20 protein-coding genes and 1 pseudogene are annotated in these 23513 nt (G+C 67.3%); 10 read left to right on the top strand and 11 right to left on the bottom strand.

Annotated features, from left to right (window positions below; translation table 11 throughout):
* Nucleotides 1-101: 101 nt before the first annotated feature.
* From NWF22_RS11805 to NWF22_RS11785, 5 genes are all read right to left on the bottom strand, one after another.
* Complete coding sequence (locus NWF22_RS11805) at nucleotides 102-1349, bottom strand: HNH endonuclease (protein ID WP_160901877.1); 1248 nt, start codon at nucleotides 1347-1349, stop codon at nucleotides 102-104.
* A 224-nt stretch (nucleotides 1350-1573) separates the two neighbouring features.
* Nucleotides 1574-2593, bottom strand: a complete 1020-nt coding sequence (locus tag NWF22_RS11800) for a S1C family serine protease (RefSeq protein ID WP_202398460.1) — start codon at nucleotides 2591-2593, stop codon at nucleotides 1574-1576.
* 10 nt (nucleotides 2594-2603) lie between these two features.
* Nucleotides 2604-3548: a VWA domain-containing protein gene (locus tag NWF22_RS11795; protein ID WP_160901876.1), complete on the bottom strand. Its 945-nt coding sequence runs from the start codon at nucleotides 3546-3548 to the stop codon at nucleotides 2604-2606.
* Between the two features lie 10 nt (nucleotides 3549-3558).
* Nucleotides 3559-4488, bottom strand: a complete 930-nt coding sequence (locus NWF22_RS11790; RefSeq protein WP_160901875.1) for a DUF58 domain-containing protein — start codon at nucleotides 4486-4488, stop codon at nucleotides 3559-3561.
* Nucleotides 4485-5549, bottom strand: coding sequence for an AAA family ATPase (locus tag NWF22_RS11785; protein WP_373692013.1), 1065 nt, complete (start codon nucleotides 5547-5549; stop codon nucleotides 4485-4487). Before NWF22_RS11785 ends, NWF22_RS11790 begins: the two co-directional genes overlap by 4 nt.
* Nucleotides 5550-5656: 107 nt before the next feature.
* On the opposite strand from NWF22_RS11785, the gene NWF22_RS11780 reads away from it, so the two are divergent.
* From NWF22_RS11780 to helR, 4 genes are all read left to right on the top strand, one after another.
* On the top strand, nucleotides 5657-6370 hold the full coding sequence (locus tag NWF22_RS11780; protein WP_160901873.1) for a response regulator transcription factor: 714 nt from the start codon (nucleotides 5657-5659) through the stop codon (nucleotides 6368-6370).
* A 3-nt stretch (nucleotides 6371-6373) separates the two neighbouring features.
* Nucleotides 6374-7651 (top strand): sensor histidine kinase, encoded by a 1278-nt coding sequence (locus NWF22_RS11775; protein WP_160901872.1) that lies wholly within the window; start codon nucleotides 6374-6376, stop codon nucleotides 7649-7651.
* A gap of 194 nt (nucleotides 7652-7845) precedes the next feature.
* Nucleotides 7846-8601 (top strand): hypothetical protein, encoded by a 756-nt coding sequence (locus NWF22_RS11770; RefSeq protein WP_160901871.1) that lies wholly within the window; start codon nucleotides 7846-7848, stop codon nucleotides 8599-8601.
* Nucleotides 8602-8841: 240 nt separating this feature from the next.
* Nucleotides 8842-11001: an RNA polymerase recycling motor ATPase HelR gene (gene helR, locus NWF22_RS11765; protein WP_160901870.1), complete on the top strand. Its 2160-nt coding sequence runs from the start codon at nucleotides 8842-8844 to the stop codon at nucleotides 10999-11001.
* Nucleotides 11002-11158: 157 nt separating this feature from the next.
* Here the strand turns inward: helR and NWF22_RS11760 are convergent, their stop codons facing one another.
* Nucleotides 11159-11779 carry a transglycosylase SLT domain-containing protein gene (locus tag NWF22_RS11760; protein WP_233751051.1) on the bottom strand — a complete coding sequence of 207 codons (621 nt, stop codon included), beginning with the start codon at nucleotides 11777-11779 and terminating at the stop codon, nucleotides 11159-11161.
* A 604-nt stretch (nucleotides 11780-12383) separates the two neighbouring features.
* On the opposite strand from NWF22_RS11760, the gene NWF22_RS11755 reads away from it, so the two are divergent.
* Together NWF22_RS11755 and NWF22_RS11750 are read left to right on the top strand one after the other, a co-directional pair.
* A complete protein-coding gene (locus tag NWF22_RS11755) occupies nucleotides 12384-13007 on the top strand; it encodes an Rv1733c family protein (protein WP_160901869.1) in 624 nt (207 codons plus the stop codon).
* A gap of 201 nt (nucleotides 13008-13208) precedes the next feature.
* Nucleotides 13209-14015, top strand: a complete 807-nt coding sequence (locus NWF22_RS11750; protein WP_160901868.1) for an SHOCT domain-containing protein — start codon at nucleotides 13209-13211, stop codon at nucleotides 14013-14015.
* 27 nt (nucleotides 14016-14042) lie between these two features.
* Here the strand turns inward: NWF22_RS11750 and NWF22_RS11745 are convergent, their stop codons facing one another.
* On the bottom strand, nucleotides 14043-15167 hold the full coding sequence (locus NWF22_RS11745; RefSeq protein ID WP_160901867.1) for a nitronate monooxygenase: 1125 nt from the start codon (nucleotides 15165-15167) through the stop codon (nucleotides 14043-14045).
* Nucleotides 15168-15571: 404 nt separating this feature from the next.
* On the opposite strand from NWF22_RS11745, the gene NWF22_RS11740 reads away from it, so the two are divergent.
* Both NWF22_RS11740 and NWF22_RS11735 read left to right on the top strand, forming a co-directional pair.
* Nucleotides 15572-15793 (top strand): hypothetical protein, encoded by a 222-nt coding sequence (locus NWF22_RS11740; RefSeq protein ID WP_160901866.1) that lies wholly within the window; start codon nucleotides 15572-15574, stop codon nucleotides 15791-15793.
* 88 nt (nucleotides 15794-15881) lie between these two features.
* A pseudogene (locus NWF22_RS11735) lies at nucleotides 15882-16223 on the top strand (DUF2220 domain-containing protein); the annotation flags it as partial.
* An 11-nt stretch (nucleotides 16224-16234) separates the two neighbouring features.
* Here the strand turns inward: NWF22_RS11735 and NWF22_RS11730 are convergent.
* Nucleotides 16235-17230: an amidohydrolase family protein gene (locus tag NWF22_RS11730; protein ID WP_160901865.1), complete on the bottom strand. Its 996-nt coding sequence runs from the start codon at nucleotides 17228-17230 to the stop codon at nucleotides 16235-16237.
* 129 nt (nucleotides 17231-17359) lie between these two features.
* Here NWF22_RS11730 and NWF22_RS11725 point away from each other — a divergent pair, with 129 nt between their 5' ends.
* Nucleotides 17360-18505: an alpha/beta fold hydrolase gene (locus tag NWF22_RS11725; RefSeq protein ID WP_258321398.1), complete on the top strand. Its 1146-nt coding sequence runs from the start codon at nucleotides 17360-17362 to the stop codon at nucleotides 18503-18505.
* Between the two features lie 18 nt (nucleotides 18506-18523).
* Here NWF22_RS11725 and NWF22_RS11720 read toward each other — a convergent pair whose 3' ends face one another.
* The gene (locus tag NWF22_RS11720; RefSeq protein ID WP_160901864.1) at nucleotides 18524-19378 is read right to left on the bottom strand and encodes a helix-turn-helix domain-containing protein; all 855 of its coding nucleotides are present in this window, start codon (nucleotides 19376-19378) and stop codon (nucleotides 18524-18526) included.
* 102 nt (nucleotides 19379-19480) lie between these two features.
* Here NWF22_RS11720 and NWF22_RS11715 point away from each other — a divergent pair, with 102 nt between their 5' ends.
* A complete protein-coding gene (locus NWF22_RS11715; RefSeq protein WP_160901863.1) occupies nucleotides 19481-20512 on the top strand; it encodes an NAD-dependent epimerase/dehydratase family protein in 1032 nt (343 codons plus the stop codon).
* Nucleotides 20513-20553: 41 nt separating this feature from the next.
* Here the strand turns inward: NWF22_RS11715 and NWF22_RS11710 are convergent, their stop codons facing one another.
* On the bottom strand, nucleotides 20554-21858 hold the full coding sequence (locus NWF22_RS11710) for an MFS transporter (RefSeq protein WP_160901862.1): 1305 nt from the start codon (nucleotides 21856-21858) through the stop codon (nucleotides 20554-20556).
* Between the two features lie 99 nt (nucleotides 21859-21957).
* Nucleotides 21958-23328 (bottom strand): wax ester/triacylglycerol synthase domain-containing protein, encoded by a 1371-nt coding sequence (locus NWF22_RS11705; RefSeq protein WP_160901861.1) that lies wholly within the window; start codon nucleotides 23326-23328, stop codon nucleotides 21958-21960.
* Nucleotides 23329-23513 lie beyond the last annotated feature (185 nt).

Raw genomic sequence — 23513 nt, 5'->3', positions numbered from 1 at the left:
CGCGGCATCGCGTCGGCGTCATCGCTATCACTCTATGGAGTTATCAAGGGACGGTTGCGGTCCCGACCGGGTCGGGTGCGTGGGAAGTGGTGGGCCTGGCTTCAGGCGGCTGCAGGCAGGTTGTCGAGGTTCAGGGTGCGTCGGTTGTAGGCGGGTATCGGTCGGCGTTTGGGGTCGACCGAAACGGGTGGGATGAGCCAGGGATGGCGGTCGTGGCCCATGATCACCTCCCATCCGTTGTGGTGGATGTCGGCGTGACAGGATGGACACAGCAGGCATCCGTTGTCCAACACTGTGATTCCACCGTCAGCCCAATGCACGAGATGGTGTCCCTGGCAGCGGGTGGCCGCTACTCCGCATTTGATGCAGCACTGATCCCGCTTGTGCAAGGCTTTGCGCAGATGCGGCGGGAACAGGCGTTTCTCCTTGCTCATCTCCATCGGCACCTGCTCACCGTCGACGATCGCGACGGTCGCGGTGGTGTCGCAGGTCAGGGTGCGCAACGTGGCTTCGGTGAGTGACCCCATGAACGGCAGTTCGGCCAGGTCCGGGGTATCGGCCGGTACCGACACCAGCATCTGATGACGCGGTGCGGACGCGGCATCCCCGCTGCGGGCGGCGATATCCAAGAGCGCTTCGAGGGCGTCGGCGTGGCGGCGCTCCGGGCTGCGGGCATCGGGTGAGCCGTCGGGTTCGGGGCGGGGTGCCGCCAACTCTTCCATCGCCGCACTGAATTTTTCGCCGACTTCGGTGTTGAGGTCGGCGCGCACCTGCAGGCGCCCGTCACCGTCGACGTCGTGGGTGAGGGCGTTGAGGTTGCGGTCCTCGCAGGCGGGGAGCCCACCGGTGTCCTCGGCGTGCTGGTTACCCAGTCGGCGGGCGTGTTTTCCGATCTCGGCGGGGGTGGCGCCGGAGAAGAACTGGGCGAGGAGGTCGGTCACGATGTTGAGACGCGCCGGGTCGTCGATCGGTTCCGCCGATCTTGTCGCGACGTGCTCGACACCTTTGCCGACCGCGTCGACATGTTCGGCCGAGATCGCCCCATCGGCGGCATGGGCGCCCAGGGTCGGGAGTTTCTCGCGGGCGGCGGCGATCCGGATCAACCAGGAGGCGACCGCCGGGGCCAACCCCATCACGATCAACAGTTCGCTGAGTTTGCGGCCATGATCGCGCGCCACGCCCAGCCGGTCGAGATGGCCGACCACCGTGGCGGCGTGATGCTCGATCAGATTACGCAACGTGACCAGCGCGGTCATCGCGTCGAACGCCGCCCGCCCCGACATGTCGTCGGCGAAACGCAGTTCACGAACAGAATCAGTGATGGTGGTGAGATCCCCCGAAGTTCTCATGACTCCAACGTAATCGCAAGGGTGTTCGATGTCAAGGGATTCGTTCGTGAGAATTATTCTGGGACAGAGGGTTTGGACGGAAACGCAGTGAATTGTGCTTTTCAGTGGACTTTGGTGATCAGGAGTCACAGGAGTTACATGTTTCGGGTAAAAATCACCGCGAGAGGACAATTCGCCCGAGCGCGCAGCGAGTTCGTCTGGGTAGGCGACTGGCCAAGTGTCGATCAGCCACCGGCGATGATCCGCGCTGCGATCCCCATCGCCCGATCGATCGGCACCGCGAAGCCGATGCCGATATTGCCGGACTCCGCGCCCCCGACGGTGGCGATCGCCGTGTTCACCCCCACCACTCGCCCGTCGAGATCGGCCAGTGGGCCGCCGGAGTTGCCCGGGTTGATCGATGCATCCGTCTGGATCATCGGCTGGCGCGTCCGGCCCGGACCGCCGAGCCCGGCCGGTCGATCGGTTGCGCTCACGATTCCTGCCGTGACGGTGGAGGACAGACCCAGCGGCGATCCCACGGCGATCACCGGCTGGCCGATCTGTAGCCCGGCGCTCACCCCGAGCTCTGCAGAACTGATTGCCGTACCAGGTATCTCGACCACAGCAATGTCCGCATTCGGGTCGCTACCCAGCACCGCACCGCCGATCACCCGTCCATCGGCGAGCTGCACCTCCACCCGACCGGCGCCGGCCACGACGTGATGGTTGGTCATGATGTGGCCGTCGTCGTCGATCGCGAAGCCGGATCCGCGGGCGTTGCCGGCTCGAATCTGCACGACGCTGGGCAGCAACGCCGACGATGCGGCCTGCGTGTCTCCACCTCCGGAAGCAGACGGCGGCGCCGCCGGCGAGGCGAATCCGCCCGGCGCGTACGCGGCACTCGCCATCAGACCGGCACCGCCACCGGCGATGGCACCGGCCAGCAGACATCCGATCACGAGCAGCGCCGTGCGGCCGCCGCGCCCATGCGCATCGGCCGAGATCTGTTGAGCTTCACCACCATACTCCTCTCCACCAGGTATCTCGCCGCCGTGCGCCGCACCGTCACGACCGGACGACGGTGCGCCATACGCGACCCGGATGGCGTTCGGTGGATTGCCGACCTGTCGCGGCGACACAGCGGTGTGCGGAGTGGGTGGAACGTGGTGGTCGGTGGACAGGACAGTGTCCATCGGCAGGAAATCGGGTCCGGCCGGACGGCCCAGGTCGTAGCCCGAAGCACCGTTGGGTGAGCTCGTCATGTCATCGTCCTCAGATCATTCGGGAGAACCAGCGCAGCGAGAAGGCGGCTGCGACGAGACCCACCAACAACGCGATGCCGGCCACGAACGGGGTCACCTCGCGCTGCTCGGTACGCCAGCCGATCGACGACCCGATCTCCTCGTAGACGTCCTGCAGTTCGTCGCTGCTGGCCGCCTCGTAGCTGCGGCCGCCCGTCGCCTCCGACAGGTCGGCGAGGACGGCGGCATCCACCGGGACCGGGATCGCGTACACCCCGCTGTTCAGCGTCCCCGATTCGCTGCCGTAGGCGATCGTCGACACCGGTACGCCGGCCGCGGCGGCCACCTGCGCGGCCAGCGCCGGCGGCCGACCGCTGGTGTTGCTGCCGTCGGAGAGCAGCACGATATGAGCCGGGAGATCCTCCTGGCCGGGGCCGACGACGCCACGGATCTGGTCCAGCGAGGTCAGCACGCCTTCGCCGATCGCGGTGCGGGACTCGGTGGTCGCCATCTGCAGAGTTCCACGCGCCGCCTCGTGGTCGGTGTCGGGCGGATGCATCACCGTGGTGGTGCCGGCGAAGGTGACCACGCCGACGTTGAACGTGTCGGGCAGTTGCTCGATGAACTCGCCGGCGGCGTCGAGAGCGGCGGTGAGTCGATCCGGTTCGACGTCCCGGGCACGCATGGAGGCAGACGTGTCGATCGCGACCATGATGGTCGCCCGTTCATACGGCACCCGCACCGGTAGTTCGGGGCGGGCGACAGCGAGTCCGGTGAGCGCCAGCGCGACCACCAACAGCGCGGCCGGCACATGCCGGCGCCACCGCGGCTGCTCTGGGACGACACTGTCCAACAAGGGAAGTGCGGCGAACCGGACCGCGTAGCGCTGGCGCCGCCGCAGCATCACGACATACGCCACCGCCAACACCGCAACGGGAATGAGGACCAGCAGGCCCCAGGGAAAGAGGAAGGTCATGCAGCGCCCTTCATCGGATGTGGGCGTTGTGTCCGGGACGCCCGACGGTGTGGGAGGTACGGCGGCGAGCGCGGAGGAAAGCGGCCAGGTCGCGAATCCAGTCACGACCCGTGTCGACGTCGAGGTGTTCGGCGCCGGCGCCGAGGATGGCGCGGTGCACGTTGACCTCACGCTGCGCTGCGGCAGCCGCGTAGCGGTCACGCAGATGGCGGTCGCCGGTCCAGATGTGGCGTTGCCGACCGGATTCGGGGTCGACGAGGGTCAGCGCTCCGACGTTCGGCAGCTCCCGTTCGCGCGGATCGCTCACCTCGACCGCGATCACGTCGTGTCGTGCGGCGAGATGACGAAGTGGATGCTGCCACTCGAACGGGGCCTCGTGATGACCATCGGGGTCGATGAAGTCGGAGATGACGACCCGCAGGCCGGTGCGGCGGTAGCGGCGGGAGAACGCGTCGATCGTGGACCCCAACGGCGCCGCCGTCCCCTCCCGGTCACCGGCGGCCGCCATCTCGCGGCCGCATCGATGCGCGGCGAAGCGGGACCGCTCGGGACGGCCCCACCTGACACCGTCGGCCGACAGCGTCGCGATGCCCATCCGGTTGCCCGGCGCGTCGGTCAATTCGCCGATGGCCCACACCACCTGCGCGGCCAGGTCCCGTTTCTCCCCGGTCACCGTGCCGAACGCCATGCTGGGGCTCAGGTCGAGGAGCACCCAGGTGTCGAGTTGGTTGTCGGCGCGTGATCGCCACACGTGCATGTCGACCGAACGGGCGGTGATGTTCCAGTCGATCCGGCGTACGTCGTCGCCGGGTTGGTACCGCACCACTTCCTCCGGCTCGCTGCCGGCGCCGAGACGCGAGCTGTCGTGGTCGCCGGCTACCAGGCTGTCGAGCCGGCGGCGAAGTCCCAGGTCGAGTGAGCGAAACGGGTTGCCACTCACGACGCCGCCTCGGCTGGGGTGTCGCGCGAGACGATCTGCGGGGCCGCGACACCCGCCAGGACCTGCTCGACGATCCAGCGCGGCGCCACCCCGTCGGCGACGGCGTCGAAGGTCAGCACGAGGCGGTGCGCCAGGACGTCGCCGGCGACGTCTCGGACGTCCTCGGGCAGCACATAGTCGCGTCCGCGGATCAGCGCAAGTGCCCGTGACGCGGCCAGGAGGCCCAGCGAGCCTCGCGGGCTGACCCCGTACTCGAGCAACGGTTCGATGACGGGCACGCCGTAGGCGGCGGGCTGCCGAGTGGCCATCACCACCCGCACGATGTAGTGCGCCACCGCGTGATGGACGAACACCTCGTCGCTCGCCTCCTGGAGCGCGAGCACATCGTCGGTCGACAGGATCTGCGCCGGTTCGGGTGGCCGGCGCCCCATTCGGACGAGGACCTCCATCTCGTCCAGCTCGTTGGGATGGCCCAACTCCACCTTCACCAGGAATCGGTCGCGCTGCGCCTCCGGCAGGTGATAGACGCCGTCGGTTTCGATCGGGTTCTGCGTCGCCAGCACCAGGAACGGATGTGGCAGCCGGAAGGTGGAGCCGCCGATGCTGACCTGACGTTCGGCCATCGCCTCCAGCAGCGCCGACTGCACCTTGGCGGGCGCGCGATTGATCTCGTCGGCGAGCACCAGGTTGCCGAACACCGGGCCGAGTTCGATGTCGAACGATTCGGTGGAGGGACGCCACACCCGGGTGCCGACGATGTCGGCGGGCATCAGGTCGGGCGTGAACTGCAGCCGCCGGAACGACCCGCCGACGACGTCGGCGACCGTGCGCACCGCGAGCGTCTTTGCGATGCCCGGCACACCCTCGAGCAGGATGTGTCCGCGCGCCAGCAGACCGACCAGCAGGCGTTCGAGCATCACGTCCTGGCCGACCACCACCCGTTTCATCTCGAACAGCGCACGTTCCAGGGTGGCTGCGGTGGATGTCGGCGAGATGGCCGACAGGTGTTCGGAGGGTTTGGGTCCGGCTGGTGCGGAACGCGGTTCGTCGTCTCCGGTCATCATGTCCCGAAGCTCATCAGATGACCCCGAAAACCAGTGGAAGAAGGACCGAAAGCAGATCGAAAGTGCGGTGGCCGAGCGCAATAGGCGACGCTACGCTGGGGTGGATGCGCGTGTTGATCGTCGAGGACGAAGAAGGGTTGGTCAGCGCTCTGCGGATCGCCTTGCAGCGCGAAGGCTACGCGATCGATGCGGCGCTGACCCACGCCGGTGCCCGAGAACGACTGTCGGTCAACGAGTACGACGTGGCACTGATCGATGTGACGTTGCCCGATGGGGACGGCCTCGAGCTGGCCCGCGACATCCGAGACGGTGGCGTCGAGTGCCGTTCCGGGCGCGACATGCGTGTGGTGATGCTCACCGCACTCGGCACACTGCCCGATCGGGTGCGGGGTCTCGATGCCGGCGCCGACGACTACATCGTCAAGCCGTTTGCGCTCGCCGAGCTCAGCGCCCGTCTGCGGGCGGTCCTGCGACGCGAGGTGCGTGGCGCGTCGTCGTCGATGCGGGTCGGCGACATCACCATGGACACCGCGCGGCAGGTCGTTCACCGAGGGGTCCGTGAGGTGGATCTCACCCTCAAAGAGTTCGCGGTGTTGCGGTTCCTCATGTCACGTCCCGATCATGTGGTGTCGGCCGAACAACTCCTCGAACACGTGTGGGACGAGCACACCGACCCGTTCACGCAGACCGTCCGCGTCACGGTCGGCACCCTGCGCCGCAAACTCACCGTCGACGACGAGGAACAGGTCCTGCACACCGCAGTCGGCCGCGGGTACCGGCTGCGCGCCGCGGACTCCGCGGCGGCACGGAGTTCGTGATCCGTGTCGCGACTGCACCGCACCCTGCGCCCACTGCATACGATCCGGGTGCGGTTGGCGTTGACGACCTCGGCGTGGCTGTTCGCGATCTCCGGACTCATCCTGCTCGGGCTGTATCTGGCCCTGCAGCACAGCATCGACGCCCGACCGCTTGATCCGGTCACCGTCGGAAAGTTCGTGCAGAAGTCCGACGGCACGCTGAAATACAAGACCGGCGAGACCTTCCAGGCCGCGGATCTGGAGAGTGTGCAGCAGGCCGTCAATCAATCGACGCTCGACCTCCTGCGCAACTACTCACTCATCGCGCTGGCGGTGATCTCGTTGATCAGCCTGCTCGTGGGGTGGTTCGTCGCGGGCCGCATGCTCCGGCCGATCGACGCCATCACCTCAACGGCGAACCGCCTGCGCGCCACCGACCTCTCGCAGCGCATCAACGCTTCGGGCCCCGACGATGAACTCCGCAACCTGGCCGACACGCTCGACAACCTCCTCGATCGCCTGGACACCGCGTTCCGTGCCGAACGCGCTCTGGTCGCCGACGTCTCCCACGAACTCCGTAATCCGGTGGCGGTGATCCAGGCCAACGTCGAGGCGGTGCTCGCCGACGAACGCGCCACCCCGGCCGAACGCGCCGACGCACTGGCGATCGTGTCCCGGCAGACCGCGCGGATGAGTCGACTGCTCGATGACCTGCTCGCCACCGCCCGGCGGCGTTCGGGTTCCTTCGCCGACGAACGAGTCGACGTCCACGACTTCGTCAACGACATCGTCGGCGATCATCAGCTGCTCGCCCGCGAGCGATCACTCGAGCTGACCGGTCACTGTTCGCCGGGGCCGATGGTCTATGCCGATCCGGAATCGCTGGCCCGCGCCCTGACGAACCTGCTGAGCAATGCACTACGCCTGGCCCCGGAGGGCTCGACGATCACCGTGGCCGCCGGCAGCGTCGGCGGCTGGGCCTGGATCGCGGTACGCGACGAGGGCCCGGGCATCGCCGAGGCCGACCAGCAGCGGGTCTTCGAACGATTCCGTCGCGTCGACACCCCGGATTCCCCCACGGCCCACCGCGGTTCCGGCCTCGGGCTGACCATCGCCCGACAGATCGTGGAATCGCATGAGGGTCGGTTGTACCTCTACAGCGTGCTCAGTGTCGGCAGCACTTTCGTCATCTGGCTTCCCGACCGTGCCGACGCCGCCCGCGGCGTCCGGTCCGGGCGGCCACCGGACGAAGATCCGTTGGGCGCACGGGGAGGTTCCCCCAACCGTTCATCGAGCACCTGACGACCCAGCGAGGAACCGCATCGAGGTCAGCCCCACCATCCGCGCGCCCGGGTGAGAACGGGAGGCGACCTTCGTGTCGATTTCGTTGCCTTTTCTAGGCCGATCCGATGCCATAGGTCGGGCCGTCGCCGCCGGTCGGGCGCCTATCCTGCAGTCAAGCCGAGTGGGGGGCCGCCCGAAGGGATGGACCGCCGATGCGAGCACACCGCCGCCATCGTGCACTCGCGCTGCTCGCCGCGGCCATCACCGCCCTCACGCTGGGCGGATGTGCCGGCACCGCCGACGACCCGACGCCGTCGGCCGCACCACCTCCACCCGAACACATTCCCGCCACCTTCGATGTCACCTTCCGATGGCTGGCAAACGGCGTCTTCGACGTCGCCGGACAGGAGGGTACGTTTGTGCGTGCTTTCGTCGAATCCTTCGAACTGGCCAATGCCGGCCGGTCGGTGGAGTGGGGATACCGGGGCTTCGAGGAGGCGGCACCGTCGAACATCGCCCAGATGATCGAGGTGTACCCGGCAGAGACCTCGGCGGCGCATCCCGGTGTGGGCACCGCCTTCTTCACTGGACTGCGGCGGGTCGATGAAGCCGATTGGACACGGATCGTTTTGTGCCGCTATGGCTATCGATCGGTGAAGATGTCAGATGACGAATGGTCGACGCGGCTGGACGCCCCGCGGCCGGTGGAGATCGACTTCCGGCGTGGCGGCGTCGTGCCGCCGAGCAACATCCGCGGAACCGCGCGGACCCCACATGGCGATGTCTTCGGAGACTGGCGGGTGACCCGCTACGACTTCGCCGCGATCTACCCGCACACCACCGCCGATGAACGAGCCTGCGCGGCGGGGGTACCTGCCGAGGTCCCGACGCGTCTTGCCGAGCGGACGCAATCACCCCAACCGCCGCTGACTCCGGTCCCCGGTTGGTGGGCGTCCTCGCCGTTGTAGGACCACTCGACAACGACTGCGCCACCGGTACTTTTCGCCCCTGCCCTCTTCAGGATAACGCGGGAACGGGGCCTTGCCGCAAGACCCGGGTCGGGCTGCACAATGGTCGTCCCGCGAACTGCCGCCCGTATCGCGGACACCGCACCCCTGTCCATCGCCGTCCATCCGGTGTTGCCGTTTCGTGCCGAAACCGCTACTCCGACAACACACCGCCCTTCCAGAATCTCGGAGCCGCCACGCATGCCGCCGTTGACCCCCGGTACCGTCTTCGACACCGCCCACCCGACCAAGACCGCGCCGGAGCTGATCGGCGCCGACGCCCGACATTTCGCGGAGATGTCCGCCGGCCTGGATGCCCTGATCGCCGATCTCACCGACCGACTCGACACGTTGCGCACCGCACCCGGCCGCAAGGGCACCCAGGCGATCGAGCGCGACCTCGAGATCCACGAACTGACCCGACGCCTGCGCACCCTGCGCCGCTTCCGCCTCGACCTCTGCCTCGGCCGTATCGTCGGCGCCCGACCGGACGGCACCACCGAGGTCCGCTACATCGGCCGTATCGGTCTCACCGACAGATCGGGTCGACAACTCCTGATCGACTGGCGCACGCCGGCGGCCGCCCCGTTCTTCGCGGCCACGCCCGCCCAGCCGATGGGGTTGACCAGCCGACGCCGGTACCGGTGGGGACGCGGCCGCATCGTCGACTTCTGGGACGAGGCGTTCACCGCGGACGCAGCCACCGACCCCTCCCTGTCACTCGATGCCGATTCCGCATTCATCGCAGGCCTCGAGGCGAGTCGCTCACCACGCATGCGCGATGTGCTGAGCACGATCGCATCCGACCAGGATGCAATCGTGCGTGCGGATTCGCACGGCGCCCTGGTGGTCGACGGCGGACCCGGCACGGGCAAGACCGTCGTCGCGCTGCACCGCGCGGCCTACCTGCTCTACACCGATCCGCGGTTGGCCGGCAACCGGGGCGGTGTCCTGGTGGCGGGCCCGCACGAGCCATACCTCGGCTACATCACCGACGTGCTGCCGAGCCTCGGCGAGGAGGGTGTGCAGACGGTCACCCTGCGCGACCTGGTGCCCGAAGGTGCGGCAGCAGTACCCGAGACCAATCCAGAGGTCGCCCGACTCAAGGCGGCGGTTGCCATGGTCGACGCCATCGAACCGGCCGTGCGCTTCTACGAGACGCCGCCCACCGCATCGATGACCGTGGAGACCGACTGGGCCGACGTGCAGATCACCCACGCCGATTGGGTCGAGGCGTTCGGCGCACCCGAGGTCGGCACGCCGCACAACGAGGCGCGCGACGAGGTGTGGGACACGCTGGTGGATCTCATCGTCGCGAAACACGACGCCGACGTCCCCGTGGGCGAGGTGCGAAAATCGTTGGCGGAGAACGGTGAACTTGCCGCGGTGGTGAACCGGGCGTGGCCGATGTTGGAGTACACCGACCTCGTCGGAGATCTCTGGTCGGTGCCCGCCTACCTTCGGATGTGTGCCCCGCACCTCGGACGCGACGAGATCACGATGTTGCAGCGCACCGAGATCCACGCCTGGACGGAAGCGGACCTGCCGCTGCTCGACGCCGCGCGCCGACGACTCGGCGATCCAGGTGCCTCCCGACGCCGCCGTCGAGCCACCGCCGAGCGTCGCGCCGACACACAGCGGGTGGACCGAGTGGTCGACGAGCTGTTGGAGTCCAACGCCTTCGACGACGGCGACGGTCTGATGTCGATGCTTCGGAGCACCGATCTGCGCGACGTGCTCGACGACGCCGGGAGATCCTCAGTCGCCGCTGCTGCACCGCTGTCCGGACCGTACGCCCACATCATCGTCGACGAGGCTCAGGAACTCACCGACGCGCAGTGGCAGATGCTGTTGGCGCGCTGTCCGTCGCGCAGCTTCACGGTTGTCGGCGACCGCGCCCAGGCGCGCAATGGTTTTGCCGAATCATGGTCTCAGCGACTGACCCGCGTCGGATTCCGTCATGTCAGGCAGGCGACGTTGACGGTGAACTACCGGACGCCTGACGAGATCATGGCCGAGGCAGCACCGGCGATCCGCGCGGTGCTACCCGACGCCAATGTGCCGACATCGATTCGGAGCAGCGGTATTCCGGTGCAGTCCGGCACGGTCGCAGACCTGGATCAGATCGTGGCGCAGTGGTCGGAGGCCAACCCCGATGGCACGGCATGTGTCATCGGTGCCCCCGCGTATGCCGGCTCCGCCCGCATCCGCTCGCTGACCCCACAACAGGCGAAGGGGTTGGAGTTCGATCTGGTGGTGTTGGTCAACCCGGAGGCGTTCGGCAGCGGGCTCACCGGCGCGGTCGACCGCTACGTCGCGATGACCCGGGCGACACGGGAACTCGTGGTGCTGCGCGGCTGAGCGCACACCGATCCGCGAGCATCCCCATCTCGCTTTCACGGTCGGTGACGAAGCCGTTGACCGCTGCGTACTCCGCGTACGGGCCGGCCACTTCCACCTCCCCATACGGCTACCGCTCCGTGGCCGAGACGCGGTGGTGAACCGGTGAGGGTGCCGCTCAGTACGCCGAGTTGACGTTGTCCATCGAGCCGTAGCGATGCGCCGCGTAGTTGCAGGCCGCGACGATGTTGGAGACCGGGTTCCAGACGTCGAACGCGGTGCCCTTGACGTGGTAGGCGGCGAAGGTCGGGTCGATCACCTGCAGCAGCCCCTTGGACGGGATGCCGGCGGCGGCGTTGGAGTCCCACAGGTTGATGGCCTGCGGGTTGCCGGTCGACTCACGCATGATGTTGCGGTGGATGGCGTCGTAGCTGCCCGGGATGTTGTTGGCCCGCATGATGTCGAGCGCCTCGCGAATCCACCCGTCGAGGTTGTTCGGATAGACCGGTTTCGGCGCCGGCGCCGGCGCCGGCTGCGGGGTGGGCGCTGCCGCCGGTGCAACCGTCGGTTCCGGTGTCGTTGTCGAGGACTTCGCTGCAGGCGTCTGAGCGCTGTCGCCCAGATCGATGGTGTGCGCGGTCTGCGCGATCGGCTGCTCGGCCCGGGCGGGCTCGTCGACGGTCATCGAACCCGCGGTGACCGCGGCGGCGATGGCGAGCGTCGCGGCACCCAGGGCGTGGCTTTTGCGGGCACGGGCGATGCCGCGGACACGGCGGCGCGAAGTGGTGACTACAGACATGTGAGGTGGTTCCTGATCGTTGCGGCCGCACGGCGACCGGCAGCACACAACCTCCGGGGCACTCCAGAGGCACCCGGTATGGGTCAGCGCTGTGTGGGTTGACTTGTGACTGGACGACGTGGGTCGTCGCGCGCAGTGCGCAATCCCGGGCGAAGCGGGTCGTCTGGCGTGGCTCGCTCAGACAGCGGCGGTGATGGCCCCGATGGCCAACACGAGTCCGCGGATTGCGCATGCGGGGTGGTTCCGCATAGCTATTCGACTTTCTCGTGCTGGGCAGACCGTCGCCTGCCTCGTGACAGGTAACAGATTGATATACATACCTGTGAGTTGTCCAAGTGAACGGCGGGCAAATCGCTTGAAATCGGGAACACCTCGGGTCGCCAGATGTCGGCCATCTGCCTCCTGAGCAGGATTTTCCCGATCAGGCCGGGTGGGTGACTCATTTCACACAATTTGTCAACTCGACGCGCTTGTTTGACGCCAATTCGTGACATATAGACGCTCGGAGAAGGACCTGGTGAACCCTGGCGGTCAGTGTGTGATGTTTGTCCCGGTGACCGACGGCGACTGGCACAGCGGCCGAATCCAGTGCCACCATGATTGGGTGCGTCGTGCAACCAATTCGGACCGCGGGTGGGTGCGCTCCGTGCTGACTCCGCGCCGCTGGCCGATTGCGCGCCTGCTGAGCCGCAACCCGCTCGTCCGCAGCACCGACCGGATCGAGGCCCTGACGCTCTGCCTGGCCGCCGCGCTGGCCCTGGTGGCCATCCCGTTGTCGGTCCTCGTCCACGACGAGGTCAGCGCGGCGCAGACCGCTGCGATGGAGCGCCAGGCGCAGACCATCCACTCGGTCCAGGCCACTGCCGTCGACGACGCGTCGGCGATCGTCACCGAAACCGGCGGCGGCGCGATCGTGACCGCGCGATGGACCTACAACGCGGTCCCGCACACCGGCAGTGTCAATGTGGTCGACGGCAGCATCAACGCCGGCGAGCGCTTCGATCTCTGGGTCGATCAGCGGGGCGAGGCCACCCGCGGCCCGCTGACCGCGGCCGAGGCCGCGATGGGATCGGTCCTGACCGCCATCGCCTTCTATCTCGCGGTGCTGGCCCTCACCACCCTGCTGGTCGTCGCCGCCCGCGCGGTGCTCCGACGATTCCGACATCGTGCGTGGGACATCGACCTGGCACTGCTCACCGGCAGCGGAGGCGGCCACCTCCACCGGTGAGACGAGCCATCTCGCGGATTTTCGTGCTATTGCCTGGGCATTCCCAGCGGCTTCCCGGGCGCGCGACGAGCCGCGTAGCGACGTGTTCATCGGGCCGTTACTCCGTCGAGGACTGGTCGACGGCGTGAAGCCGTCCGCAGCCGGATGAACACCTGCTCCCATGTGTACGCTCGGTGGGTATCTCGACAAAGGACTCGCCACATGAATCAAGCGCTCACCCCCGAAGCCGACGCCGCCATCGCCGACGTGGCGCAGCGCCACGGGCTCTCCTACGACGCGGTGGTCTCCATGCTGGTGGCCGTCAATGCGGGGGGCGGGACCATGGCCCAGTTCTCCATCCCCGAGCTCGGCGGGTCGGGCCAATGGATGCGCGGCGGCATGACGATGGTCGGCAACATGTTCGACAACGCACTCAAGGCGCGCGTTGATGCGCTGTGCAACGAGCTCTCCCAACTGCTGGCCACCACCAGGGTGTTCCCGCCGCTGCCGACGGCTGCACAGGGCGGTTTCACCTCGAACAACTGGTGGCCCGACGAGCTCGGCGTCCCGAGCTCGAGCGGTGGCCAGAACCAGTCCCGCTACGCCATCTTCCCCAGCACCCGCCGTCTGGCCATCGACAACGGTGGGCTCGTGCGCATCTACGACACCGGTGACCACAACATCGGCGGTGTGCAACAGCAACAGGGCGGCCCGTCGGGCTCGTTGACGTTCACCAGCCAGTACGGCACCTTCGACGTCTCGAGTCTGCCGGAGGTGGGCGGGCCCAACTCCCCCGGATCGGCCGGTGAACCGTCGCAGGACCAATACTCCGCTCCAGCGCCGATGAACCCGGAACCGACAGCGCCGCAGCAGGACCCGATGCCGTCCACTCCTCAGATGGACAGCGACGCCGCGGATCCGACGTCGATCGTCAACGCCATCGAGTCGCTGGCCGGACTGCACCAGCGCGGCATCCTCTCCGACGAGGAATTCGCCGCCAAGAAGGCAGAGCTGCTGGGACGTCTCTGACGACGGTGCGCCCGGCCCTCGAGCGCGTCAGATCGCGTTCGCGAGCGTCTCCAGAGCGCTGGTGGCGTCGATGTACTCCTGCACCCACCGCTCGATGACCGCCGACGATTTCTCCACCTTCTGGAACTGACCGACGACCTGACCGACCGGGTTGAAGGCCACGTCGATGCTCTCGTCGGGATGTTTGTGAGTGGCGGCCACCGCCATCCCGGACACCATGTACTGCAGGGGCATTCCCAACGGGTCCGGGTTGTTCGGGTCCTCCCACGCCTCGGTCCATTCGTTGCGTAGCATCCGGCACGGCTTTCCGGTGAACGACCGGCTCCGCACGGTGTCGCGGCTGCCGGCGTCGATGTAGGCCTGCTGCTGGATCGGTGTGTTCTCGGACTCCTCCACCATCAGCCACTGCGATCCGGTCCACGCGCCCTGCGTGCCGAGCGCAAGCGCCGCAGCGATCTGCTGGCCGCTGCCGATGCCGCCTGCGGCCAGCACCGGACGTGGGGCCACCGCCTTGACGACTTGCGGCCACAACACGATCGAGCCCACCTCGCCGCAGTGCCCGCCACCCTCGCCACCCTGCGCGATGATGATGTCGACGTCGGCGTCGGCGTGCTTGAGTGCCTGCTGCGGAGAGCCGCACAACGCGGCCACCTTCCGCCCGGCCTGGTGGATCTTCTCGATCATGTCGATCGGTGGCGTCCCGAGTGCGTTGGCGATCAGACTGACCTTCGAATGCTGCAGCGCGATCTCCACCTGCGGTGTCGCGGTCGCCTCGGTCCAGCCGAGCAGTTGCAGCGAGTTGTCGTCGTCCTCGTTCAGCGGAACGCCGTGGTCCAACAGCAGTTTGCGGCCGAAGTCGAGTGTCTCGGCCGGCACCATGGACTGGAGCATCTTCGTCAGATCCTCCGCGGACATGTTCGTGTCCATACCTTCGTATTTGTTCGGGATGACGATGTCGACGCCGTAGGGGTGGTCGCCGATGTGCTCGTCGATCCAGTTCAGCTCGATCTCGAGTTGCTCGGGTGTGAACCCGACGGCACCGAGAACCCCGAACCCGCCCGCCTTGCTGACCGCGACCACCACGTCGCGGCAGTGGGTGAACGCGAAGATCGGGAACTCGATACCGAGTTCATCGCAGATCGGGGTGTGCATGCAGGACTCCTTCAGCACGAAGTCGGACTAGAACGTGTTCTTGTTTTGATACTAGATCGTACGCCGTGACGGCAAGCGCACGATGCGCATACTCGGACCAGTCGGCTTCGACACTTTTCGTAGAACACGTTCTAATGCCTCGCGTGGACATGCCGTAAAGATCGGTCTTGGTGACCGGCGATCGCCGCGAGCAACACCCATCGCTGGTTCGGGGACTTGTGCGTACCGACCTGGTGGCGGCAGTGCTGGGAGACCAGGCGCTCAGCGAGGACTATCGAGGAGTCGACGTGACGCGACCCAGTGGAATCATCACTGTTCGACAACTCGTCTGACCGCGAGGCCGGGCACATGGCGAGACACCAGTTGGGCACCCTGGAGTGGACCCCACGTCAGGAAGGTGACCGATGGGCGAACTCGACAACACGGTGAACGTGGTGATGCTGCTCCTGGTGCTCGGCACCGGCGCCGCGGCCACCGCGTGTGCGGTCACCGCGGCGTATGTCTACCTGCGTCCGGGTCGCGACCGGTCCGCCGGCGATCGACTCGCCCGGCGGTGGCTGGTGGCGACCGCCATTCTCGGGTTCACCGCCATCGGATTGCGGTTCGTGTGGGCACTGCTGCTCTGACAGCTTTCGCGCGATCCCACCGACGTCCGACGTCGATACCCTGGGCGGTATGAGCGCCAGACGACGTTACGGTTGATGCCCGCACGGCAAACCCGAGTTCGTGCGCCTGCGGTTTGCGGCGTCGTTGGGGTTGCCCGCACCACTGACCGAGCTCACGGTGCGCGCCGACGAACTCGCGCAGCTCGAGCTGACGCCACGCAGTGCACTCGTGATCGAGAACGAGATCACCTACCTGAGTGTCGACGTCCCCGACAATGGTGTGGTGCTGTGGGGCAAAGGCTTCGAGGTGGATCGAATCGGGTGCCTGCCCTGGCTCGCCGCTGTGCCCATCCGCTACTGGGGTGACCTCGACACCCACGGCTTCGCGATCCTCGACCGCATGCGTGCCTGGCTGCCGCAGACCGAGTCGGTGCTGATGGATCGGGACACCCGAGCCAGTAGTCACCCCATCAGTTCGGCTGCGTTCGCCCCGGTCACCTGACGCCAGGAACCGCTGTCGCAGAAGGTATGCCATGACCGATCCAGGGTATCCTGTTGCGCGCGCACCGCGAACTCGGGGGTGAAACAGAAATCGCTGCCGTAGACCACTCGGCCGCGGTCGGCGTGTGGCGCCAGCGCGCCGAAAGCCACCTCGTCCGGCGAACCGGCGAGATCCCACCACAACGAGCCGAGGGCATCGCGAACATCGGTGGCATCGACTGCGGGGTCGCCTGCGGGCGCGAGGAAACGCAGGCCCTGCTGGAACGTCGTCACACGCGATACGAGCAGCGGCAACACCCCTCCGCAATGCGGAACGATCAGCCGCAGGCCCGGGTGTCGGTCGAGCAGTCCGCCGAGCAGCAGAGCGGAAACCACCCGGGCGCTGTCGAAGAAGAACTCCATCATCGGCCGCGGAAGACCCAAGGACGTCGCCTCCCACCCGGGTGGAGAGGTCGGGTGCAGCAGGACGGGTACCTGGCGTTCGGCAAGTACCGCCCACACGGCATCGTGCCCTGGGTCGGTGAGATACGTACCGTGCGTGTGGGTCTGCAGGATGACGCCCGACGCCCCGAGAATATCGAGAGCACGATGCGCTTCGGCTGACGCCGACACGACATCAGGCAGCGGGAGGGTCGCCAGGAATCCGAAGCGGTCGGGGAATCGTGCCACCACACTGGCGGCCGAATCGTTGACCCGCGCGGCAAGGGCAGGAGCGTCTTCGGGTCCGACGACACTCACCCCGGGCGTCGACAGCGACAGCAGCGATCGGCCGATTCCGAGATCGTCCATCAGACGGAGGTGATCGTCGGCGTTCCAGGTCGGCCACGCCGGCATCCCGTCCGGTGTCGAGAAACCGCCGCGCACCGCCTCCTCGACATACCAGTCGGGGAGGAAATGGCTGTGCACGTCGATCAGCGAAGGCGTAATCGAGTCACCCGTCGGTGGCAGCCCACTCATCGCCAGCGATCCCCTCTCATTCCCTTGACCAGCACAGACCGGCTCCGCGCATGAGACGACGCTGAGAATATCACCAGAACCTGCCGAAATCGTCACTTCTGTCGAAATCGGCCAGTAAGGTGCGTGGGTGTGACAACTCAGCACGCGATGAACAGCCCGACCGGCCGAGCCCGCGCCCTCAGTCGGCGCCGAGTCCTGCTGGCCGGCGGCGCGATCATCGGAGCGGGCGCCGCCTTCAGCGGCGCCGGCTACGGCCGCGCCGCACCGCCGGTCAACAAAGTGCTCCCCACCGGGTTCGCCGTCGATGCGCCGTGGCATGCGGCGGCTGCCCGCGCCGGATTCCAGGCGAAGAGTGCGACGGTCAATGGCGTGCAGTTCAGTTTCCGCGAAGGCCCTGCGAACGGTCCGGCGCTGATTCTGCTCCACGCACAACAGATGGACTGGTTCTCCTACAGCCGTGTGTTGCCGACCCTGGCGAAGAGCTTCCACGTCTTCGACATCGACTATCAGGGCCATGGCACCACCCGGGTACCGAACGGCTATCCCATGACTGCCCACCGGATCGGCGCGGACCTGGCAGCGTTCCTCGAATCGGTCGTCGGTGAACCGGCCTACCTCACCGGCAACTCGTCCGGCGGACTGTTGACCGTGTGGTTGGCGGCCAACCGCGCCGATCTGGTGAAGGCGACCGTACTCGAGGACCCGCCGCTGTTCTCGTCGGAGTATCCGCGGATCAAGAAGACCATCGCCTATCGCGACTTCGCATCCAGCGACAAGGCCGTGCGCCACCCGGTCGACGACTTCCTACTGTTCTGGATCAACGACAGCCGAGAGTTCTTCGACCAGAACGTCTTCCCCGGATCGTCAGTGGTCCTCACGGAGGCGGTCAAGGCTCAGCGCCTGATCCGGCCCGGCCAACCGGTCGAACTCGACATCGTCGGCAACGACATGATCCGCCTGTTCCTACGCGGGATGGACCACCAGTACGATCCGCGGTTCGGCTCCGCGTTCTATCGCGGCACCTGGAACAGGGGCTTCGATCACGCCGAGGCGCTGAGCAAGATCAGTGTGCCGTCGTTGCTGCTGCACGCGAACTTCTCCTGGACCGACGGCGACATCCTGTACGGCGCAATGGATCAGAACGACGCCGACCAGGCGATGTCGTTGCTGCGCAACGGCACCTACCGCCGCATCGACGCCGAGCACGTCACCCACCTGGACAAGCCGGACGAGTTCCTGTCGATCACGCAGCAGTTCTTCGCGGCACACCCATAGCAGGAGTCGCGGCGTCTCTCAGCGGTGATCGGCGTCCTGCGAACCGATCTCGGGTGCCGCCGGCTCGGCGAGCGCGGATAGCAGCCGCAACTTCTCCGCGTCAGCCGAGCCGACCTCGGCGTGGTAGGCGACCAGCATCAAGCCGTCGGCTCCACTGACCGCGAGCTTCTCTCTGTCCAGGCGGAGTTCGCCGACCGAGGGATGGTTGAACGTGACGGCGGCGCCGGTCCGCGATTTGACGTCGTGACGCGCCCAGAGCGTCCGGAACAGTGGACTCGCCAGCGACACCTCACCGACGAGTTCGATGTAGCGCGGATCGTCGATGTCAGTACCGACTGATTGGCGGAAACCGGCGACGAGCGCGCCCGCTGCGGCTTCGCCATGTGAGAACAACGCCTGCTCGGCAGGATCGAGAAAGATGTCGCGCAGCCGGTTGCGGCCAACCCGCAGCCGCGGTGAGAGCGCGGTCGCCAACGGATTGGCGGCGAGCACATCGAGGTAGCGGCCTTCGATGAACGCCGGGTACGGCAGATGCGCTACGAATCTCGCAGTGGATGGCGGTACGGTCTCGCGGCGAGTACGTCGCACCGTGCGTCGAGGACGTTCGGCGACCAGCGAGAGCAGGTAACTGTCGTCGTCGAGCTGGAGCACCCGGGCGATCGCCTGCAGTACCTGCACCGACGGGTTGCGGTCGCGCCCCTGCTCCAGACGCAGGTAGTACTCGGCACTGATACCGGCGAGCATCGCAACCTCTTCGCGTCGCAGGCCAGGCACGCGCCGCGACGTGAGGACCGGGATGCCGACCCGATCCGGGGTCACCAGTTCGCGGCGCGCACGAAGGTACTCACCGAGCAGATTGTGATCATCGGGCACCGTGTCACGGTAACCCCCGAGGCCACCCGGAGCCTGTCCCTGCGAGTACCAGTGTTCGCGGGGATCTGGACCGGCCACGACCGGCCGGACATCCTCGATCCCATGACCACAGACACCATTCTTGTCACCGGCGGCTCCGGCTTCATCGCCGGCCACTGCATCCTCCAACTGCTCGAGCAGGGCTATTCCGTACGCACCACGGTGCGCGACATGCGGAAGGAGACACAGGTCCGCAACGTCCTCGATGCTGCGGGCATGTCCCGCGGCGACGCGCTGACGTTCGTCCAGGCTGACCTCATGCACGATGTTGGCTGGTCAGCCGCGGTGAATGGCATCGACGCGGTGCTGCACGTCGCGTCGCCCGTGCAACCCGGGAAGGTCAAGGACGAGAACGATGTCATCGCGCCGGCGAGGGAGGGGACCCTGCGAGTGCTGCGCGCCGCGCGGGATGCGGGCGTACGGCGTGTGGTGCTCACGTCGGCTTTCCACGCGGTCGGATTCGGACATGGGCGTTCACATGCACCGTTCACCGAGGAGGACTGGTCAGTGCTCGACGGTCCGGGCGTGGACGCCTACGGCAAGAGCAAGATCCTGGCCGAACGCGCCGCGTGGGACTTCACCCGCGCCGAGGGCGGGACCACCGAGTTGGTGACGCTGCAGCCGGTGGCGGTCATGGGACCGCTGATGGGCAAGGACATCTCGGGCTCGAATCATCTCATCCAGAACATGTTGACCGGCAAGATGGCGGGTCTGCCCGACATGTACATACCGATCGTCGACGTGCGCGACGTCGCGGCGGCTCATGTGGGGGCGATCAAACCACCGGACGCCGCGGGGCAACGCTTCCTGATCGCGGCCGCGGAACCGGCGGTCGCATTGTCACAGGTGTCGAAGATCCTCCGGGATTCGCTCGGGGACAGCGCATCCAGAGTTCCGGCCCGTCGCATCCCAGGACTCGTGGTGCGCGTGATGGCATTGTCCTCCGAGGAGGCGCGCGGTGCTGCGGCCGAACTCGGTTTCCAGAAGATCATCACGATCGACAAGGCCAGAAAGGTTCTCGGCTTCTCGCCGCGATCCTCGGCGGAGGCTATCGTGGCCGCCGCGGAGAGCATCGTCGCCAACGGTCTCGGGTAGGAGTTCCGGGGAGTGGCGATCAAGCTCACGAGCCGAACCCCTCAGCCCGGCACCGGCCGACCCGACTGCTGTGACCAGAGTTCCGGGTCGTCGCGCAGTAGACGCGCGCGGCCTTTGCGCCGATAGCGCCAGATCTGCGTCACGCCGATCCCCCACAGCAGGAACTGCGCCGACATCGCCCAGGTGAAGGCGTCGGCGGGGTAGCCCGCCACGTCGTCGGGGGTGCGCCAATCGAGGATCAGGCCGATCAGCGCCACAGTGGTGAGGCTGGCGAAGAATCCGCCCTGGTTGATGATCCCGGTGGCAGTGCTGACCCGGACCACCGGATTCGACGTGCGGGCCAGGTCGAAGCCGATGATCGACGCCGGGCCGCCCATGCCGCAGATCACCACCAGGATGACCAGCAGCCAATAGGGTGCCGGTCCGGGCCACGCCAGCACCACCGCCCAGGCCCCGGCGATCGAGGCGACCACGAGCAGCACGAGGGTCGACCGATGCCACGGCCATCGAGTGATCAGCCCGGCGAAGACGGGACCGAACGCCATGATCGAGAGCACCATGATGGTCAGCAGCACACCGGCCGCCGCCGAACTGACGCCCTGTCCCTCGACGAAGAACGGGTACCCCCACAGCAAGCCCAGCACGGTCGCGCTGAACTGCGTCGAGAAGTGCATCCAGAACCCGAGGCGGGTGCCGGGGTGCCCCCACGACGAAACGAGGCTGTCCTTGATGCCGGCCAGGCCGAGCATCGGTCCCGACATCGAGCGCTGCTCCACGGAGTCGCGGACCACCACCAGCGTGGCGACCAGCAGCACGGCCCCGAGCGCAGCGGTGGCGAGGTAGGCGTGTGTCCAGCCCAACGCCGACAGCGCCCACGTCATCGGCACCGCCGCGGCGACCGCCCCGAGCTGTCCGAACACCCCGGTGAGCTGGGTCATCAGCGGGATGCGGCGGACCGGGAACCAGGCGGTCACCAGCCGCAGGACACACACGAACGTCATCGCGTCGCCGATGCCGACGAAGAATCGCGACGACAACGCCCACACGTAGTTGTCGGCGAACGCGAAGCTCAGCTGCGCGCAGGTGAGGATCAACGTGCCGGTGAGCAGCACCCGGCGCGGTCCGAACCGATCCACCAGTAGCCCCACGGGTACCTGCATGAGCGCGTAGATCAGCAGCTGCAGCACCACGAACGTCGACAGCTGCGACGCGGTGATGTCGAAGCGATCGGCCGCGAGCAGACCGGCGACGGCCAGCGACGAGCGATGGAACACGGCGACGAAGTAGACGGCGAGCCCGACGAGCCAGATCGCCATCGCCTGGGCCGGGCGCGGTGGGGCGGTCATCGGCGGAGGTCCCTGATGGGGTGCGGGGGCTGCAGACTGTCGAACACTCGGTTCATTGTCCGGCATGCGACCGGGCGTCCTCCGCCGGGTATCGCGCCGTCAGGTCTCGCACACCTCTCGGAAACCGGTGGCGAGGCTCTCGACCAGGACGTCGAGATCAGGGACCGCCGCGTCATCGACGTCGATCCCCATGCAGCAGTCACCGACGTAGGACAGCAGGGTCACGTTGAAGGCGGCACCGATGGTCGGGCCGAACGCGTACTGCCGGGTGATCTTCGCGCCCGCCAGGTACAACGGGACCGGCGAGCCGGGAACGTCGGAGGCGAGGAAGTCGACGTGCTCGAGCATCGCTCCGACCGCGGCGGCGGGTAGCACGTTCAGCGCGCCGGCGATGGGGTCGGCCAGCGGCACCGCCGGTTCCAGCCGCCACTTCATCACGATGTCGTGGATGCGGTCGATCAGTTTCTTCGGTTCGTCGAGATCGCACGGAATCCGGATCCGCACCAACGTGATCCGGTTCCCGCCGAGCGGGTCGTCCTCGTGGCGCAGGTTCATCGGCATGGTCACGCGCAAGTGATCGATCTGCGCATCGTGGCGTCGGTGATAGTCACGCATCCCGAGCACGATTCCGGCCAGGAAGGCGTCGTTGAGCGTTCCGCCGCCGGCTTCTCCGGCGGCAGCCAGCGCGTCGACGGGGACGTCCAGGGTGGCGAGATGTCGTCGGGTGCTGCGTTCGGTCATCACCGGCGACGCCGTGGAGGTGACCGGTTCGACGATCCGCGCGACCGACACCGCCGTTCCGGCGACGTCACGCAACGCCCGCAACGGCCGGACCACCATGCGGGCACCGAGCCGCGCCGCCGACGACACCGACTGGCGCACGACCGTGACACCGGAGGACGCGTACCAGCCGACGGTGTCGCGCAACGTCGGCGCGGGCGCGATCTGGTCGGAACTCGCGATCGGCTCACGCTCGGTGCCGCCTCGTTCGAAGTCCATGATCTCCGCGGCGATGCGCACCCCGCCGACCCCGTCGGTCAGCGAGTGATGGAACTTCATCACCACCGCGGCCGCCGCATCCTCCTCGAGGCCGTCGAGCAGTGTGTACTCCCACATCGGTCGCGCCGGGTCGAAGGCGGTCATCGCGGCGGTCCGCGCGACCTCGAGCACCCCGTCGAGGTTCTTCGGATGTGGGGCGTCGAGTCGGCGCACGTGCCAGTTGAGGTCGAAGTCGGCGTCGTCGACCCACCGCGCCGGCGCGAGTCCGCGGTCGGGCACGAGTTTGCGGCGCATCGCCGGCAGCACCTGCGCGGCGCGTTCGACCGTGGCGAGGAACCGATCCCAATCCGGGGAGGCGTCGAGCAGCACCACAACCACCACGGTCGAGCGCAGAATCGGGTTCTGCTCCATGTGCCAGGAGAACATGTCCGACTGGGTCATCCGGGGGGCGTCGTTGCTCACAGCAACCATGTTCCTCTGGTGATCCAGGACACGGGAGAGTCCTTCGGCCCCAGCCGGCGGCCGGACCTCCTTGGGTATGTGGTGCGCACCGCGGGCCTTCGTCAGGGAACCGAGTGTTACCCGGCTGCCGGAGCGAACGACGCCGACCGGGAAGAATGGTCGGCGCGTCCCTGGTGCGCGCTGAAGGGAGAACT

The sequence above is a fragment of the Gordonia mangrovi genome (assembly GCF_024734075.1).
In the GTDB taxonomy this organism is placed as follows: Bacteria; Actinomycetota; Actinomycetes; order Mycobacteriales; family Mycobacteriaceae; genus Gordonia; species Gordonia mangrovi.
This window is presented reverse-complemented; position numbering and strand designations above follow the sequence as displayed.

Bases quoted from the DNA above. Each gene is read 5' to 3' on its own strand.
- NWF22_RS11730 (WP_160901865.1), bottom strand. From the start codon at position 17,230: ATGAGTGGGCTGCCACCGACGGGTGACTCGATTACGCCTTCGCTGATC.
- NWF22_RS11800 (WP_202398460.1), bottom strand. From the start codon at position 2,593: ATGACGAGCTCACCCAACGGTGCTTCGGGCTACGACCTGGGCCGTCCG.
- NWF22_RS11715 (WP_160901863.1), top strand. From the start codon at position 19,481: ATGACCACAGACACCATTCTTGTCACCGGCGGCTCCGGCTTCATCGCC.
- NWF22_RS11750 (WP_160901868.1), top strand. From the start codon at position 13,209: ATGAATCAAGCGCTCACCCCCGAAGCCGACGCCGCCATCGCCGACGTG.
- NWF22_RS11780 (WP_160901873.1), top strand. From the start codon at position 5,657: ATGCGCGTGTTGATCGTCGAGGACGAAGAAGGGTTGGTCAGCGCTCTG.
- NWF22_RS11805 (WP_160901877.1), bottom strand. From the start codon at position 1,349: ATGAGAACTTCGGGGGATCTCACCACCATCACTGATTCTGTTCGTGAA.
- NWF22_RS11795 (WP_160901876.1), bottom strand. From the start codon at position 3,548: ATGACCTTCCTCTTTCCCTGGGGCCTGCTGGTCCTCATTCCCGTTGCG.
- NWF22_RS11770 (WP_160901871.1), top strand. From the start codon at position 7,846: ATGCGAGCACACCGCCGCCATCGTGCACTCGCGCTGCTCGCCGCGGCC.
- helR (WP_160901870.1), top strand. From the start codon at position 8,842: ATGCCGCCGTTGACCCCCGGTACCGTCTTCGACACCGCCCACCCGACC.
- NWF22_RS11785 (WP_373692013.1), bottom strand. From the start codon at position 5,549: ATGACCGGAGACGACGAACCGCGTTCCGCACCAGCCGGACCCAAACCC.
- NWF22_RS11740 (WP_160901866.1), top strand. From the start codon at position 15,572: ATGGGCGAACTCGACAACACGGTGAACGTGGTGATGCTGCTCCTGGTG.
- NWF22_RS11760 (WP_233751051.1), bottom strand. From the start codon at position 11,779: ATGTCTGTAGTCACCACTTCGCGCCGCCGTGTCCGCGGCATCGCCCGT.
- NWF22_RS11745 (WP_160901867.1), bottom strand. From the start codon at position 15,167: ATGCACACCCCGATCTGCGATGAACTCGGTATCGAGTTCCCGATCTTC.
- NWF22_RS11705 (WP_160901861.1), bottom strand. From the start codon at position 23,328: ATGGTTGCTGTGAGCAACGACGCCCCCCGGATGACCCAGTCGGACATG.
- NWF22_RS11710 (WP_160901862.1), bottom strand. From the start codon at position 21,858: ATGACCGCCCCACCGCGCCCGGCCCAGGCGATGGCGATCTGGCTCGTC.